Annotated in this window: 15 protein-coding genes; 7 read left to right on the forward strand and 8 right to left on the reverse strand. The window is 69.4% G+C overall.

Features of this window, described 5'->3' with window-relative positions; genetic code table 11:
* Positions 1 to 4 precede the first annotated feature (4 nt).
* Positions 5 to 901, reverse strand: coding sequence for a lysophospholipid acyltransferase family protein (locus AC57B8_RS14805; RefSeq protein ID WP_496480004.1), 897 nt, complete (start codon positions 899 to 901; stop codon positions 5 to 7).
* 9 nt (positions 902 to 910) lie between these two features.
* Here AC57B8_RS14805 and AC57B8_RS14810 point away from each other — a divergent pair, with 9 nt between their 5' ends.
* Positions 911 to 1348, forward strand: coding sequence for a ribosomal maturation YjgA family protein (locus tag AC57B8_RS14810; RefSeq protein ID WP_307583343.1), 438 nt, complete (start codon positions 911 to 913; stop codon positions 1346 to 1348).
* Here AC57B8_RS14810 and mtgA read toward each other — a convergent pair.
* The 5 genes from mtgA to AC57B8_RS14835 are packed head-to-tail and all read right to left on the reverse strand — an operon-like array spanning position 1293 to position 6535.
* Positions 1293 to 2036: a monofunctional biosynthetic peptidoglycan transglycosylase gene (mtgA, locus tag AC57B8_RS14815; protein ID WP_307583033.1), complete on the reverse strand. Its 744-nt coding sequence runs from the start codon at positions 2034 to 2036 to the stop codon at positions 1293 to 1295. The two genes, AC57B8_RS14810 and mtgA, sit on opposite strands and share 56 nt — an antisense overlap.
* Complete coding sequence (aroE, locus tag AC57B8_RS14820; RefSeq protein ID WP_307583035.1) at positions 2033 to 2890, reverse strand: shikimate dehydrogenase; 858 nt, start codon at positions 2888 to 2890, stop codon at positions 2033 to 2035. The genes mtgA and aroE overlap by 4 nt, the downstream gene beginning before the upstream one ends.
* Before the next feature lie 34 nt (positions 2891 to 2924).
* On the reverse strand, positions 2925 to 3776 hold the full coding sequence (locus tag AC57B8_RS14825) for an energy transducer TonB (protein WP_062481214.1): 852 nt from the start codon (positions 3774 to 3776) through the stop codon (positions 2925 to 2927).
* A gap of 49 nt (positions 3777 to 3825) precedes the next feature.
* Positions 3826 to 5889, reverse strand: coding sequence for a ribonuclease catalytic domain-containing protein (locus tag AC57B8_RS14830; protein WP_496480005.1), 2064 nt, complete (start codon positions 5887 to 5889; stop codon positions 3826 to 3828).
* A gap of 52 nt (positions 5890 to 5941) precedes the next feature.
* Positions 5942 to 6535: a YqiA/YcfP family alpha/beta fold hydrolase gene (locus AC57B8_RS14835; protein WP_159273879.1), complete on the reverse strand. Its 594-nt coding sequence runs from the start codon at positions 6533 to 6535 to the stop codon at positions 5942 to 5944.
* 290 nt (positions 6536 to 6825) lie between these two features.
* Between AC57B8_RS14835 and AC57B8_RS14840 the strand changes: the two genes are divergently transcribed.
* From AC57B8_RS14840 to AC57B8_RS14865, 6 genes are all read left to right on the forward strand, one after another.
* The gene (locus AC57B8_RS14840; RefSeq protein WP_307635879.1) at positions 6826 to 7569 is read left to right on the forward strand and encodes a response regulator transcription factor; all 744 of its coding nucleotides are present in this window, start codon (positions 6826 to 6828) and stop codon (positions 7567 to 7569) included.
* A 6-nt stretch (positions 7570 to 7575) separates the two neighbouring features.
* Positions 7576 to 9411 (forward strand): ATP-binding protein, encoded by a 1836-nt coding sequence (locus AC57B8_RS14845; RefSeq protein WP_492731843.1) that lies wholly within the window; start codon positions 7576 to 7578, stop codon positions 9409 to 9411.
* A 35-nt stretch (positions 9412 to 9446) separates the two neighbouring features.
* A complete protein-coding gene (gene rodA / locus AC57B8_RS14850; protein WP_062481224.1) occupies positions 9447 to 10601 on the forward strand; it encodes a rod shape-determining protein RodA in 1155 nt (384 codons plus the stop codon).
* 48 nt (positions 10602 to 10649) lie between these two features.
* Complete coding sequence (tldD, locus tag AC57B8_RS14855) at positions 10650 to 12110, forward strand: metalloprotease TldD (protein WP_095743620.1); 1461 nt, start codon at positions 10650 to 10652, stop codon at positions 12108 to 12110.
* Positions 12111 to 12191: 81 nt separating this feature from the next.
* A complete protein-coding gene (locus tag AC57B8_RS14860; RefSeq protein ID WP_496480006.1) occupies positions 12192 to 12731 on the forward strand; it encodes a hypothetical protein in 540 nt (179 codons plus the stop codon).
* A gap of 235 nt (positions 12732 to 12966) precedes the next feature.
* Positions 12967 to 14085, forward strand: a complete 1119-nt coding sequence (locus AC57B8_RS14865; RefSeq protein ID WP_062481230.1) for a 3-deoxy-7-phosphoheptulonate synthase — start codon at positions 12967 to 12969, stop codon at positions 14083 to 14085.
* Positions 14086 to 14099: 14 nt separating this feature from the next.
* On the opposite strand, the gene AC57B8_RS14870 is transcribed toward AC57B8_RS14865, so the two are convergent.
* Both AC57B8_RS14870 and mpl read right to left on the reverse strand, forming a co-directional pair.
* On the reverse strand, positions 14100 to 14609 hold the full coding sequence (locus AC57B8_RS14870) for a cupin domain-containing protein (RefSeq protein WP_495264496.1): 510 nt from the start codon (positions 14607 to 14609) through the stop codon (positions 14100 to 14102).
* Complete coding sequence (mpl, locus tag AC57B8_RS14875) at positions 14606 to 16018, reverse strand: UDP-N-acetylmuramate:L-alanyl-gamma-D-glutamyl-meso-diaminopimelate ligase (RefSeq protein ID WP_496480007.1); 1413 nt, start codon at positions 16016 to 16018, stop codon at positions 14606 to 14608. Before mpl ends, AC57B8_RS14870 begins: the two co-directional genes overlap by 4 nt.
* Positions 16019 to 16023: the final 5 nt, after the last annotated feature.

Consider the following 16023-nt stretch of genomic DNA (forward strand, 5'->3'; position numbering starts at 1 on the left):
ACCTTCAGACGTCGCGCAATGCGATCACGGCGGCGCGGGCGCGGTCGAGGAAAGGGCGGCGCTCTTCGCCTGCTTCGACACGGATCGGCGCGCCGAAGGTGACGGAGCACAGGATGGGCACGGGCACGATCTCGCCCTTGGGCATCACGCGCTGCACGTTGTCGATCCAGGCCGGCACGAGCACCACGTCGGGGAACATCGTCGCCAGTGCGTACAGGCCCGACTTGAATTTCTGCGGCTCGCCGGTGTGGCCGCGCGTGCCTTCGGGAAAGATGATGATCGAGTCGCCGCTGCGCAGCGCGTCGATGAGCGGGGCGAGTGGGTCTGCGGCGGGGGGCTCGGGTGTAGTGGCTGGCGCCTCGGGTTCGATCGCAGGCGGTGGAGTGACCGGTGGCGGGGGCGGCGGGGGCGCGGGAAGGTCGAGCTGTCCCTGAATCTCCTGCGGGCCTTCGGCGGCCGGTGCGTGAACCACCGTTTCGATTGGCAGCAGCGGCTCCATCGACGGCTCGATGCGCTCGGCCGGGACGATGGGTGTCGTGGGTGTCGTGGGTGTCGTGGGTGTCGTGGGTGGCGGTGCCTGAGGCGGTGCTTCCGGCGGCGGCGCCACCGGTGCAGCCCCCGTGGCCGCCCGCTCCACATACACCGCGTTGAACACCTCCGTCGTGATCCAGCGCTTGATCGGCGTGTTGGCCCAGTAGTCGCGCGCCGCGATGGGCCGCGTGATGCTGCGCAGCTCTTCGGGCAGCGCGGCCCAGATCATCACGAGGTCTGCGTGGCTCTGGTGATTCGCGAAGTAGATGCGCTGCTCGGCTTTCGGCGGACAGCCGTACCAGCGCGCCTGCGCGCCGGTGAGCAATCGGACGATTCCCAGCAGCAACCAACCTGTGAGCTTTGCCAGCATATGGAGGCGATGATACGGGCCATGCGATGGCGATTCGATCTTCTTTCCCTGGCGTGGGCGGTGGCCCTTTTTGTACTGCTCGTGCTGCTGGCCACCGTCGGCGCGCGCTGGGGCTGGGTGCGAAGCTTCTTCGGTGACGTGCTGGCCGTGGCGTGGGTGTACGTGGTGTTCAAGACCTTCGTCGCCGCGCGCGTGCTGCCGCTCGCGCTGGCGGCCTTCGGCGTGGGGCTGCTGGTGGAACTCGGGCAGTTCCTTGCGTCGACCTGGCACCTGCACATTCCGAACCGCGCGCTGCGCATCGTGCTCGGCGCCACCGCCGACTGGTGGGACGTGCTGGCCTACGCGATCGGCTTCGTCGCGGTGCTGGCGGTGGAGGGCGCGGTGCGCAAGCTCAGGGCAGGTCGACCGCCGGCATCCGCGCCACGATCGTCGATGCCCGTCCGTTGATGTACGAGGAGTTGGGCCGCCGCTCGAAGAACTTCGGGCTCGGCAGCATCACGGCCAGGCGCGCGGCCTCGTATGAAGTCAAGCGTGCGGCCGGCTTCCTGAAGTAGTACTGCGCGGCGGCCTCGGCACCGAACACGCCTTCGCCCCATTCGACGTTGTTCAGGTAGATCTCGAGGATGCGCCGCTTGTCGAGCAGCACCTCGAGCAGCGTGGCGAGCACCAGCTCCTGGCCCTTGCGCAGCATGGTGCGTTCGCCCGACAGCAGCAGGTTCTTCGCGAGCTGCTGCGTGATGGTGGAGCCGCCGCGCAGCGGGGCCGGCTGCACCGGCTTGCCGCGTGCAGCCGCGCGCGCCATGCGCTTGGCGGCCAGCTGTTCGGCGCGGGCGTTGCGCTGGCGCGCACGCTCGATGGCTTCCCACTCCACGCCGTTGTGGTCGACGAAGCCGGCGTCTTCGCTGGCGATCACGGCGCGCTTGAGGGTGTCGTTGATCTGCGTGTAGGGCACCCAGTCCTGGCGCCATCCGCCGTCGCGGCCCTGCGAGAGGGCGACACGCCAGGCTTCGGAGCGCTGGAAGGCCGTGCTCTGCGGATCGATCACCGCCATGGCCGCGATGCGCACCACGAAGAACAGCTCGAGGGCCAGGCCCGCCACCACGAGGCAGGCGATCAGGCGCAGCAGGCCCTTCATGCGCCGGCGGCGAGCGAGGCGCGCAGCTCGGCCAGCACCTGCGCCGACGGCGGGCGCACGCCGCGCCAGAATTCGAAGGCTTCGGCGGCCTGTTCCACCAGCATGCCGAGGCCGTCGCGCGCGACCGCGCCGTGCGCCTCGGCCCATGCCATGAAGCCTGCGGCGGCAGGGCCGTACATCATGTCGACGGCCAGCGCGCCAGGACGCAGCACCTGCGCGCGCACGGGCACCGCGTCGCCCGCGAGGCTGGAGGCCGTGGCGTTGACCACCACGTCGAAGTCGCCCGGCACCTCGTCGAGCGCCCAGGCCTCGAGCGTGGCGCCGTGGCGCAGCGCGAGCGCGGCGTGGCGCTGCACCAGCGCGATGGCCTTGTCGAGCGTGCGGTTGGCCACCACGACGTGCGCGGCGCCCGCGTCGAGCAGCGGCCCGAGCACGCCCGCCGCGGCGCCGCCGGCACCGATCAGCAGCAGCGACCGGCCCGCCAGCGGCACGCCGGCGTTGCGCACGATGTCGTTGACCAGGCCGATGCCGTCGGTGTTGTCGGCGTGGATGCTGCCGTCGGCCTCGAAGCGCAGCGTGTTCACCGCCTGCGCCAGCGTGGCGCGCTCGCTGGTGTGCTGCGCAAGCGCGGCGGCGTCGAACTTGAAGGGCACGGTGACGTTGCAGCCGCGTGCGGTGTCGCCCTGCGCGGCAGCCTCGCTGCGGAAGGCGGCGATGCCTTCGGCGAAGGCGCCGATCGGCACCAGCCGCCGGCCGTAGGCCATCGGTTGGCCGCAGAGTTCGGCAAAGCGCGCGTGGATGCGGGGCGAGCGGCTGTGCTCGACGGGGTTGCCCATGACGCAGTACTGATCCATGGCCGATGCTCCGTGTTCTGCTGGGGTGCTGTTGCTATTGGGACGACAGCTCGATGGTCTCGTCGCGCGTGAACTTGAAGCGCGACTGCAGCACGATCTGGTCGGTCTGCTTGCGCATGGCGTCGGTGAATTTGCCGAAGTTGCCGACGCTGCGCACGATGGCCTGGGCACGGCGGTCGAGCGTGGTGTTGCCCGAGCTCTCGTCGACCACGGTGTCGAGCACGCGCCCGTCGTGGTTGATGGTGACCGTCATCTTGAGTTCGCCGTAGAGCTTCTTGCCGGCCGCGGTCGGGAAGTTCTCGGTGCCCTTGACCTCGATGCGCCGGCGCAGCGTGTCGACGTACAGCGCGTAGGCCGCCTCGCGCGTGGCCGGGCTCAGGTAGCGTTTCTTGGGGCGCGCGTTTTCCTCGTTCACGCGGCGTTCGATCTCGGCGAGCAGCGCGACCATCTGGCGGCGCTTTTCCTCGCGCGCGGCGGCCTCGGTCGGGTCGCCGGCCTGGCGCGGATCGGGCACGGGCATGGCGGCCAGTTCGCGCTTGAGCTGCGCCAGCATCTGCATCTGCTGGGCCTGCATGGCCTCGACCTGGCGGCGCGACTCTTCGAACGAGTCGCCCATGGTGGTGAAGCTCGACGGCGGCAGCGGGCTGGTGGCGCGGCCCTTGTCGAGGTCGCCGCCGCCCGCCAGCGTGGTCTGCGCCATCACGCGGGCCGCGGGGTCGGGCTTGTCGTTGGTCTTGCTGTTGACCAGGATCACCTCGAGCGGGGTTTCGCTGAAGACCCGGTTGAACGATTCGGGATCGACGAAGCGCACCGCGAGCAACGCGGCATGCGCGATGACCGACACGCCCAGAGCGATCTGCAGCGTGCTGAGGTCCTTGAGATTCATTCTCGAAACTCCTCCAGGGGTCGCGTGTCTCCGGTCGTTCGACCGGGGGTCATGCAGGCGTGGTCGTCGCCGGGTCGGGTGCGGCCTCGGTGTCGCTCAGGTCGACCGCGATGGCGATCGGGCCGGCGACTTCTTCCTCGTCGTCCTCGCCGCCGTCAGCGGCATCGGCCTGCGGCACGTCGAAGCGCTCGAGCACGGTGCCGCTCACGTCGAGCGCGATCTCGTCGATCTCGCCGAGCTTCACGCGCACGCGCGCGCCGCGCTCCTGCTGGCCGGCCACCGGGAACACCAGCGGCAGCGTGTCGGCACGCACCAGCGCGCCGTTGGGAATGTCCTTGATGACCGTGGCCTCGAGCTCGGTGATGCCCTGCTGCTGCAGGTACTTCAGCGTCCAGAAGCGCTCCATGCCGCCCTGGTAGGCGTTGTACGTGGCGTAGGCCGCATCGAAGCCCGACAGGATCGAGAACAGGTCGGCGTCTTTCGGCTTGAACGGCGCGGCCAGTGCGGCGGTCTTGCCGTGGCGCGCGGCCGCGATGATCTGCCACTGGTTCACGAGGTCGGTGTAGCGGCGCAGCGGCGAGGTGCTCCAGGCGTAGCTCTTCACGCCCAGGCCCGCGTGCGGCAGCGCGCGCGTGCCCATGCGCACCTTGATGCCGGGCGCCAGGCTGGCCTGGCTGCGGTACAGGCCCGGCACGCCGAGCTCGCCCAGCCAGCCGCCCCAGCTGCTGTTGGCCAGGATCATGGCCTCGGACACGATCAGGTCGAGCGGCGCGCCGCGCTGGCGCGTGCTGATCTGCACCTGCTCGTTGCCGGTGGGCTCGGCGCCGTCGTTGCCGACGAGGCGGAAGTTGTAGTCGGGCCGGCTGAAGTTCTCGGGCTTGCCGCGCACCACTTCGCGCTGCGCCTTCAGGTGCTTGGCCAGGCGGAACAGGAAGGACAGCGGCGCGCGCAGCTTCGCGGCGGCGTCGGGGGTGTTGTCTGAATTGAAGGTGGCGTCTTCGAGCCAGGGCTGCGTGACGACGGCGTCGAGCTGGTCGTGGCGCAGGTTGGCGACGATCGGCACGCGTTCGAGCTTGGTCTCGGTGGCCTGCAGCTCGAGCGTGGCTTCGTCGAAGCGCGCATAGAGCGACACGGCCGGGCGGTCACCGCCTTCGAGCAGCGTGTAGGTGTCGACCACCTCGTCGGGCAGCATGGTGATCTTGTAGCCCGGCATGTACACGGTGGACATGCGCGCACGCGCCACGGCGTCGATGGCGCTGCCCGGCGTGAGCGCCAGGCCCGGCGCGGCGATGTGGATGCCGACCGTGATGGTGCCGCTGCCCATGCCCTGCACGGACAGCGCGTCGTCGATTTCGGTGGTCTGCGAGTCGTCGATCGAGAAGGCCCGCACGCCTTCGGCCAGCGGCAGGTCGTCGGCGACGGCCGGCGCCGCGAGCGCGGGGAAGCCGGTGCCCTTGGGGAAGTTCTCGAACAGGAAGCGCCGCCAGTGGAACTGGTAGGGCGAGTCGATGGCGCCGGCGCGCTCCAGCAGGTCGAGCGGCGGGCGCTGCGTGGCGCGCGCGGCGTCGACCACGGCCTTGTATTCGGGTGCGTTCTTGTCGGGCTTGAACAGGATCTTGTAGAGCTGCTCGCGGATCGGCGGCGGGCACACGCCTTCGGCCAGCTGCCCGGCCCATTCGACGATCTGCGCCTGGATGGCCTTCTTCTTCTCGATGGCGGCCAGCGCCTGCTGCACGATCTCGGCCGGGGCCTTCTTGAAGCGCCCCTTGCCCGCGCGGCGGAAGTAGTGCGGCGCCTCGAACAGCGCGAACAGCGCGGCGGCCTGCTGCGCCAGCGAGGGCTTGTCGCTGAAATAGTCGGCCGCCAGGTCGGCAAAGCCGAACTCGCCTTCGGCAGCGAATTCCCAGGCGAGGTCGAGGTCCATGGCGGCGGCGAGCGTGCGCGCCTCGGCCATCAGCTCGGCCGGGGCCGGCTTCTCGAAACGCAGAACGATGTTGGCGCCCTTGACCTTGACGCGCTTGCCGGTCTCGAGCTCGACCTGTGCCGAGGCTTCGGCTTCCGACAGGATGCGGCCGCCGAGGTATTTGCCGGCTTCTTCAAACAATACAAACATCCGGCGATTCTCCCACGCGGGATCGGGCGCGCTTCCGGGCCCGGGGCGGACGCTAGACGGGGTTGATGAACGCCATCACGTCGTCGAGGTGCGCTTTTTCGAAATCGGACAGTGCATGGTCGCCGCCCTCGAGCAGCTTGATGCGGCTGTCGGGGTAGCGCGCCGACATCTCGTGCCAGTCGAGCGCCTCGTCGCCCTTGGCGATGATCGCGAACAGGCGCTCGGGCCGCGTGAGCGCGCCGATTTCCATGGCGCGCAGCTCCTGGATGAATTCGGGCTGGAAATAGAAGTGCTCGGACGGGTCGTGCCAGGCGGTCTGGCTGCCGATGTAGCGCGTGAGGTCGCGCGCCGGGTGCACCGCGGGGTTGAGCAGCACGGCGCGGCAGCGGGTCATGCCAGCGACGTAGGTGGCGTAGAAACCGCCCAGCGACGAACCGATCACCGCCATCGACTTGCGCGGCCAGTGCGCGATGCCCTTCATCACCATGTCGATCGCATCGTGCGGCGACGGCGGTAGCTGCGGGCACCACCACTCCAGGTTCGGGTGCTCGCGCGCCACGTGCTTCGCCACCAGCCGCGCCTTGGTCGAGCGGGGCGACGAACGGAAGCCGTGCAGATACAACAGATGGGTGGTTTGCGGTTCCATGGGAGGAGGTGACTGGGGTGCGCTGGTCGCGCCCCGTGGCCGGATTCAGACAATTTTGCATGAGGTCCGCACCGCTCACGGCGCGGTGACCCCACAAATCCCTGCGAATCGGCCCCTGAAAAGGCCGCGAGGGCGTGGCTGGAATTCGAAAGTATTCACGGTGCGGCCGCGCAGGGGGCGGCGGTGCGGCGCAAGGGGAGAAAGAAGAGACAAGTTTCGTGACGCATCTGGCAGGGGGCATCCCATGAACGAGGGAGGCAGGTCCCGCGTGGCGGTGGGTGCCCAGGCTTATGCTCCATCCCATGAATACCGAGGTACAGGATGACGGGATGCCACGCCGCTGGGGCGTGCTCGTGGTCGAGGACGACAGCCGTGCACGCGCCTTCTTCGAGGCCAGCGTGCAGCGCAGCCCGCGCCTGTTCTGGCTCGGCAGCGCCGGTACGGTGCAGGAAGCGCGCAGCTGGCTGGCCGCAACCGCGACCATCCCCGACGTGCTGCTGGTCGACCTCGGTATGCCCGACGGCACCGGGCTCGACGTGATCCGCGATGCCGTTGCGCGCTTTCCCGGCTGCGAGCCGCTGGTGGTGTCGGTCTTCGGCGACGAGGAGAACGTGCTGGCCAGCATCGAGGCCGGCGCCGTCGGCTACATCCACAAGGACGCCGCACCGGAGGACATCGCGCAGACCATCGTCGAGATGAAGGCCGGCGCCTCGCCGATCTCGCCCATGATCGCGCGCCGCGTGCTCGCCAAGTACCGCAGCCTGCAGGCTGCCGTGCCGGGGACCGCCGGCGCGGCGCCGGCGGAGACGGCGCTCGACGAGGCCGACCGCGGCCTGCTCTCGGCACGCGAGCACGAGGTGCTGACGCTGATCGCGCGCGGCTTCTCGTACGCCGAGATCGCGCGCCTCAAGGGCCTGAGCGTGCACACGGTGCAGACCCACATCAAGAACCTCTACGGCAAGCTCGCGGTGCATTCCAAGAGCGAAGCGGTGTTCGAGGCCACGCGCCTCGGCCTGCTGTCCCACCCGGGCTGAGGGCGGATGCTGCGGCGGCTGGCGTTCCTGTGCCTGCTCGGGCTGGCGGCGCTGCTTGCCGCGGGGCGCGCCGCCGCAGGGGAGACGCAGGGGCCGATCGAGCTGCGCCACGCCAGGGTGACCACCACCATCGACGGTGTCGTGCAGACCGAAGCGGTCGACCTGTCCTACCACTGGGACCGCCGGCACCGCGGCCGCACCGGCTTCGCGAGCTTCGAGCTGCCGTTCCGGGTCGAGGCCCTGCCCGAGGTGCCCTGGGGCGTCTTCATTCCCCGCGCCGGCAGCGTCTTCGAGGTACAGCTCAATGGCGCGCTGCTGCAGTCCTATGGTGACCTCGGCCAGGGCAACCGCGCCGACTACGCCAAGGCGCCCGTCTACGTGCCGGTGCCCGGGCGGCTGCTGAAAGAGGGCGAGAACCTGCTGCAGATCCGCATCCGCGCCGACAGCGAACGGCGCGCCGGCCTGTCGCGCGTCACCATCGGGCCGGCGACGCCGGTGCGCACCGCGTTGTTCGAAGGCGCCTACGCCTGGCGCTTCACGGGGTCGGTGCTGCTGACGGCGTTCAGCCTCATCGTGGGCAGCATTGCGCTGGCGCTGTGGTTCACCCAGGTCGACACCGGCGCGACCGGCCGCCGCCAGCGCGACGCGCTCTACTTCTGGGCCGCGGTCGCCGAGTTCTGCTGGGCGCTGCGGGTGGCCGACGCCATGATTCCCGAGCCGCCGCTGCCGTGGCAGCTGTGGGGCGTGCTGATGGCCGGTTGCTACGCGGGCTGGGCCGCGTCCGCCATGATGTTCTGCTACCACCTTGCGGACTGGGCGCAGAGCCCGCGCACGCGCTGGGTGCGCTGGCCGACGGCGGCCGTGGTGGTCGGCACCGTGGTGTTCACCTGGCTGGCGCTGAACCGCGAGGAGCCGCGCTGGCTCACGGCCTGGCTGGCGGTCGAGATCACGATCGTCCTCGGCTTCGTGGCCGCCTTCGCCGTCGCCACGGTGCGCCGGCCCAGCGTCGAGCGGCTGCTGGTGGCCGGCGCCGCGCTGGTCACGGTGGCCTTCGGCACGCGCGACTGGCTGGTGATCCGCCTGAGCGACGCCTACGGCGAGACCACCTGGGTGCGCTATTCCTCGGTGATGTTCGGCGTGGCGCTGCTGCTGATCGTGCTGCGGCGCTTCCACTTCGCGAGCGTGCAGGCGCGCGGCTGGGTCAAGACGCTGGCCGACCGGGTGGCGCAGCGCGAGCGCGAACTGGCCTCCACCTACGCCGAGCTGGAGGAGGTGGCCCGCGACCAGGCGCGCACTCACGAGCGCGAGCGCATCCTGCGCGACATGCACGACGGCGTGGGCTCGCACATCAGCTCGGCGATCCGCCAGCTGCAGTCGGGCCAGACCAGCCCCGAGGAACTGCTGCGCACCCTGCGCGACTCGCTCGACCAGTTGAAGCTGTCGATCGACTCCATCCACCTGCCGCCCGGCGACATCGGCGCGCTGCTGGCGGCGCTGCGCTACCGGCTGGAACCCCGGCTGGCGGCCGCGGACATTGCCTTCGAGTGGGGCGTGGACGAACTGCCCCCGGTCACGCAGCTCGACGCCCACGCCACGCGGCAGCTGCAATTCTTGCTGTTCGAGGCCATCTCGAACGTGCTGCAGCACGCCCATGCGAGCGCGCTGCGCATCGAGGCCGACGCGCGCGACGGCGCCGTGCGCCTGCGGGTGATCGACAACGGCGTGGGCTTCGACGCCGCCGAGGTCCCGGAGGCGCTGTCCAAGCGCGCCGCCGCCATCGGAGCCCGGCTGGCGATCGAAAGCCGACCGGGGCGCACGGTCGTTCAGCTCGTTTTCGACTGAAGGGGCGAGCGGGGCGGGGATAATCCGCCCCCATCATGTCTGCCGTGTTCAACCAGCCCTCCCTGGCGCGTCGCATTGCGCCCATCTTCCAGGGCTTCGACGGCTTCCTGGCCTTTGCCGTGATGCTGCTCGCCTTTGCCGGGCTGCTCACCATGTATTCCTCCGGCTACGACCATGGCACGCGCTTTCTCGACCATGGCCGCAACATGCTGCTGGCCGGCGGCATCATGTTCGTGGTGGCGCAGGTGCCGCCGCAGCGGCTCATGGCGTTCGCCGTGCCGCTGTATGCGGCCGGGGTGGCGCTCCTGATCGCGGTGGCGCTGTTCGGCATCACCAAGAAGGGCGCCCAGCGCTGGATCAACGTGGGCGTGGTGATCCAGCCCAGCGAAATCCTCAAGATCGCGATGCCGCTGATGCTGGCCTGGTGGTTCCAGCGCCGCGAAGGCCAGTTGCGCCCGCTCGACTTCGTGGTGGCGACGCTGCTGCTGGCGGTGCCGGTCGGGCTCATCATGAAGCAGCCCGACCTGGGCACCTCGCTGCTGGTGCTGGCGGCCGGGCTGGCGGTGATCTTCTTTGCCGGGCTGCCGTGGAAGCTGATCGTGCCGCCGGTGGTGCTCGGCGCGGTGGCCATCACGCTGATCGTGGGTTTCGAGTCGCAGCTGTGCGTCGACGGCGTCGACTGGCGCGTGCTGCACGACTACCAGAAGCAGCGCGTGTGCACGCTGCTCGACCCCAGCAAGGACCCGCTGGGCAAGGGCTTCCACATCATCCAGGGGATGATCGCCATCGGCTCGGGCGGCGTGGGGGGCAAGGGCTTCATGCAGGGCACGCAGACGCACCTCGAATTCATTCCCGAGCGCACCACCGACTTCATCTTCGCGGCGTACTCCGAGGAATTCGGCCTGATCGGCAACCTGGCGCTGATCGCGGCCTTCATCCTGCTGATCTTCCGCGGGCTGACCATCGCGCTGAACGCGCCCACGCTGTTCTCGCGCCTGCTGGCCGGGGCGGTGACCATGATCTTCTTCACCTACGCCTTCGTGAACATGGGCATGGTCAGCGGCATCCTGCCGGTGGTGGGTGTGCCGCTGCCGTTCATCAGCTACGGCGGCACCGCCATGGTCACGCTGGGGCTGGGGCTGGGCATCCTGATGTCGATCGCGCGGGCCCGCAAACTCGCCCAGAACTAGAGTCCCCCGGGGCGGCACGGACGGGGGCGGCTGCCTAGAATGGCAGCCATGATCTCCCGCGAACCCACCATCGAGCGCCTCGCCACGGCGCAACAGCTCCTGCTCACGCCGTTCGGCCTGGACGAATCGCACCTGAGCAAGGCCCTGGCCGAGATCACCGCGCACCGCGTGGACGATGCCGACCTGTACTTCCAGTACACCCGCAGCGAAGGCTGGAGCCTCGAGGAAGGCATCGTCAAGACCGGCAGCTTCAGCATCGACCAGGGCGTCGGCGTGCGCGCCGTGAGCGGCGAGAAAACCGCCTTTGCCTATTCGGACGACATCTCCGAGGCCTCGCTGCTCGACGCGGCGCGCACGGTCCGCTCCATTTCCTCCGCCGGTCGCACCGCGCGTGTGAAGACCGTGCCGCGCAAGATCGCCTCCAGCCGCTCGCTCTACGGCGGCATCGACCCCATTGCCACGCTCGACAGCACGGCCAAGGTGAAGCTGCTCGAGAAGGTCGAGCAGCTCGCCCGCTCGCGCGACCCGCGCGTGGCGCAGGTCATGGCCGGCCTGGCCAGCGAGTACGACGTGGTGATGGTGGCGCGCGCCGACGGCACGCTGGCGGCCGACGTGCGGCCGCTGGTGCGGCTGTCGGTCACCGTGATCGCCGAGCAGAACGGGCGCCGCGAGGTCGGCTCGGGCGGCGGCGGCGGGCGCTTTGGCCTGGCCTACTTCACCGACGCGCAGATCGCCGAGTACGTCGACCACGCCGTGAAGGCCGCGCTGACCAACCTCGACGCGCGCCCGGCCCCGGCCGGCGAGATGACCGTGGTGCTCGGCTCGGGCTGGCCCGGCATCCTGCTGCACGAAGCCATCGGCCACGGCCTGGAGGGCGACTTCAACCGCAAGGGCTCGAGCGCGTTCTCGGGCCGCATCGGCCAGCGCGTGGCGGCCAAGGGCGTCACGGTGCTCGACGACGGCACCATCGCCGACCGCCGCGGCTCGCTCAACGTGGACGACGAAGGCCACGCCAGCCAGCGCAACGTGCTGATCGAGGACGGCATCCTCAAGGGCTACATCCAGGACTCGATGAACGCCCGCCTCATGAAGGTCAAGCCCACCGGCAACGGCCGCCGCGAGAGCTACGCCCACGTGCCGATGCCGCGCATGACCAACACCTACATGCTCGGCGGCGACAAGGACCCGCAGGAAATCGTCGCCAGCATCAAGAAGGGCCTGTACGCCACCAACTTCGGCGGCGGGCAGGTGGACATCACGAGCGGCAAGTTCGTGTTCTCGGCCAGCGAGGCCTTCTGGGTCGAGAACGGCAAGATCCAGTACCCGGTGAAGGGCGCGACCATCGTGGGCAACGGCCCCGACGCGCTCACCCGCGTGACCATGATCGGCAACGACATGGCGCTCGATTCGGGCGTCGGCACCTGCGGCAAAGAGGGCCAGAGCGTGCCCGTGGGCGTCGGCCAGCCGACCCTTCGCATCGACGGCCTGACGGTAGGTGGAACGGCTTAGGACTTTCGGCACTTGCCGGCTGTTTCATTCGGTTGCTAAGCTGCGCTCCTTTTTGCGAACGACGAATCAAGGAGCATTTCAATGGGGAACAGGATCAATTCGCCCGCCGTGCTGTGGGCCGCGACCGCCGTGATCGCGCTGGCCACAGCCGGTTGCGCATCGCGCGGCGGTTCGGGCAGCCAGCCCGCCGCCGCACCGGCACCCGCCCCGGCCGCTGCCGCGCCCGCGGCGCCCAGCGGTTCGAAGGCCGGCATGGACGCGCGCGGCAACGTGGTGGATTCTTCCAAGGTCGAGGCCGGCAGCGGCCGCACGGTCAAGGGCCTGAACGGTTTCGAAGGCGAGATCACCGGCAATCCGGCGCGCAACAGCAAGTTCACGCGCCTGCAGATCGGCATGAGCACCAAGCAGGTCACCGACCTCGCCGGCCAGCCCACTGACCAGGGTGCGTACATCACCGGCAAGGCCTGGATTCCGTTCTACTTCGGCAGCGATCGCCACCGCTTCGAGATGACCTACAAGGGCCAGGGCCGCCTGATCTTCGCGGGCGGCGGCATGGGCGATTTCAGCAGCGGCAACCTGATCTGGATCATCCACAACGCCAACGAATCGGGCTACAGGTAAAAACAACACCGACCCGGCCGCCTGGCCGGGTTTTTGTTTTCCGTGCTACATTCCGCCCACATGTCCGCCCTCCGCGCTTACTTTTTTGCCTACTTTTGGTTCCCGGTTTCCGGCGGACGAGAGGCGAGCGCGTAAAGCAAACGAACACCCTCCCAGAACCGCCGGTGGCTTCCAGCCCCCGGCGGTTTTTTTATGCCCTGACGATTTTTCATTCACACCAACAAGGAAGAGAACCATGAGCACGAACACCCCCCCCGCCGGCGACAGCTGGTATGCGAGCGTCGAAAAAACCAGCAAGACCGACGACGAACGCATCAAGGACATCAACGTGCTCCCCCCTCCCGAACATCTGATCCGCTTCTTCCCGATCCGCGGTACGCCGATCGAAACGCTGATCACCGGCACCCGCCGCGGCATCCACAACATCATGGCCGGCAAGGACGACCGGCTGCTGGTGATCATGGGCCCGTGTTCGATCCACGACCCGGCCGCGGCCCTCGAATACGCCCGCCGCCTCAAGGCCGAGCGCGACAAGTACGCCGGCACGCTGGAAATCGTGATGCGCGTGTACTTCGAGAAGCCGCGCACCACGGTCGGCTGGAAGGGGCTCATCAACGACCCGTACCTGGACGAGAGCTACCGCATCGACGAAGGCCTGCGCATCGCGCGCCAGCTGCTGATCGACATCAACCGCCTGGGCCTGCCGGCGGGCAGCGAGTTCCTCGACGTGATCTCGCCGCAGTACATCGGCGACCTGATCGCCTGGGGCGCCATCGGTGCGCGCACCACCGAAAGCCAGGTGCACCGCGAGCTGGCCTCGGGCCTGTCGGCACCCATCGGCTTCAAGAACGGCACCGACGGCAACATCCGCATCGCCACCGACGCCATCCAGGCGGCGGCGCGCGGCCACCACTTCCTGTCGGTGCACAAGAACGGCCAGGTCGCGATCGTGCAGACCAACGGCAACCGCGACTGCCACGTGATCCTGCGCGGCGGCAAGACGCCGAACTACGACGCCGCCAGCGTCGAAGCCGCCTGCAAGGACCTCGAGGCCGCCAAGCTGCCGCCCACGCTCATGGTCGACTGCAGCCACGCCAACAGCTCCAAGCAGCACCAGAAGCAGATCGACGTGGCCAAGGACATCGCCGGCCAGATCGCCGGCGGTTCGAAGCGCGTGTTCGGCGTGATGATCGAAAGCCACCTGCAGGCGGGCGCCCAGAAGTTCACGCCGGGCAAGGACCAGCTCTCGGGCCTCGAGTACGGCAAGAGCATCACCGATGCGTGCATCGGCTGGGACGATTCGGTGCAGGTGCTCGAGACGCTGTCTCAAGCCGTCAAACAGCGCCGCGGCTGAAGCGCACTAGTTAGTTAGAGCATGCTGGCCAAGTCGGGCCAGTGGTGCCGCATCGACGCCGCCTCGTCGCTGCCCTGTGGCACCAGCGAGAAGTCGGCGAAGTCGAAGCCCGGCCCGACCATGCAGGCGACCAGCGTGTAGTCGCCCGCCGCGTGGCCCTGGATCGGGCGCGCGGCCTGCCACTGGCCGGCGGGCACCACGTGCTGCGGCCGGGTGCCGTGCACATCGACCGGACCCAGCTTCACGTGGGCCGGCGCGGTCCGCATCGCAGCGTCGCAGGTCCACAGCGCGAGCGGCACGCCTTCCAGGTGCACCCAGACTTCGTCGGACAGCACCCGGTGCCAGCGCGAATGCTGGTGGACTTCGAGCAGGAAATAGATGCTGGTCAGCGCGCTGCGCGGCGCGCGGCCGTCGGCGGGCGTCACGCTCGCGGCCGACCGGAACACCTCGGCATACCAGCCGCCCTCGGGGTGGGGCTGGAGCTTCAGGGTGTCGATCAGCTCACGCGCGCGCATGCCGTTCATGATGATTGGGCGGCGCGCAGGGCGTCCAGCAGTTTCTCGTGCACCCCGCCGAAGCCGCCGTTGCTCATGCAGACGATGTGGTCGCCGGGCCGCGCCGCGGCCACGACCTGCTGCACCAGCGGCTCGATGGCGCCGGCGACCTGGGCGCGCGCGCCCATCGGTGCCAGCGCGGCGGCCGCGTCCCAGTCGAGGCCGGCCGTGTGGCAGAACGACAGGTCGGCCGATTCCAGGCTCCACGGCAGCTGCGCGGCCATCACGCCCAGCTTCATCGTGTTGCTGCGCGGTTCGAAGGCCGCGAGGATGCGCTCACTTTGCTTGCCGGCGTCGTCGAGCTTCTTGCGCAGGCCGTCGAGCGTGGTGCGGATCGCGGTGGGGTGGTGGGCGAAATCGTCGTAGACGGTGATCGCGCCGCCCTGGCCTTCGACCGTGCCGCGCAGCTCCATGCGCCGGCGCACGTTGCGAAAGCGCCCGAGCGCACGGGCCGCGTCGGCCGGCGGCACGCCCACATGGTCGGCTGCCGCGATGGCGGCCAGCGCGTTCATCTGGTTGTGCAGGCCCGAGAGTTCCCACTCGACCCGGCCGACCAACTCGCCCCGGTGCAGCACGTCGAAGGCGTCGTGCGTGCCGCGCGCCTGCCATTCCGTGGCCGGGCCGCCGTCGCCGAAACGGGCGAGTTCGCTCCAGCAGCCCTGGGCCAGCACGCGCTGCAGGCTCTCTTCGGTGGCGTTCACCACCAGGCGCCCGGTGCCGGGCACGGTGCGCACGAGGTGATGGAACTGGCGCTCGATGGCGGCCAGATCGTCAAAGATGTCGGCGTGATCGAACTCCAGGTTGTTCAGCACGGCGGTGCGCGGCCGGTAGTGAACGAACTTGCTGCGCTTGTCGAAGAAGGCCGTGTCGTACTCGTCGGCCTCAATCACGAAGGCCGGGCCGTCGCCGAGCCGGGCCGACACGCCGAAGTCCAGCGGCACGCCGCCGACCAGGAAGCCGGGCGCCTTGCCGCCCTGTTCGAGCACCCAGGCCAGCATCGAGGTGGTGGTCGTCTTGCCGTGCGTGCCGGCCACGGCCAGCACATGGCGGCCTTGCAGCACGTGCTCGGCCAGCCACTGCGGGCCGCTGGTATAGGGCTTGCCGGCGTCGAGGATGGCCTCCATCAGCGGGAACTTGGGGCTGCCGTCGGGCAGGCGGGCCCGCGAGACCACGTTGCCGACCACGAACATGTCGGGGGCGAGGGCCAACTGGTCGGCGCCGAAGCCTTCGATCAGGTCGATGCCGAGCGCGCGCAGCTGGTCGCTCATCGGGGGGTACACGCCGGCGTCGCAGCCCGTGACCCGGTGGCCTGCTTCGCGTGCGAGGGCGGCCACACCACCCATGAACGTGCCGCAGATACCCAGAATATGAATGTGCATCGGCC

The sequence above is a fragment of the Variovorax sp. BGA-UO-ETr-C22 genome, from assembly GCF_059567965.1.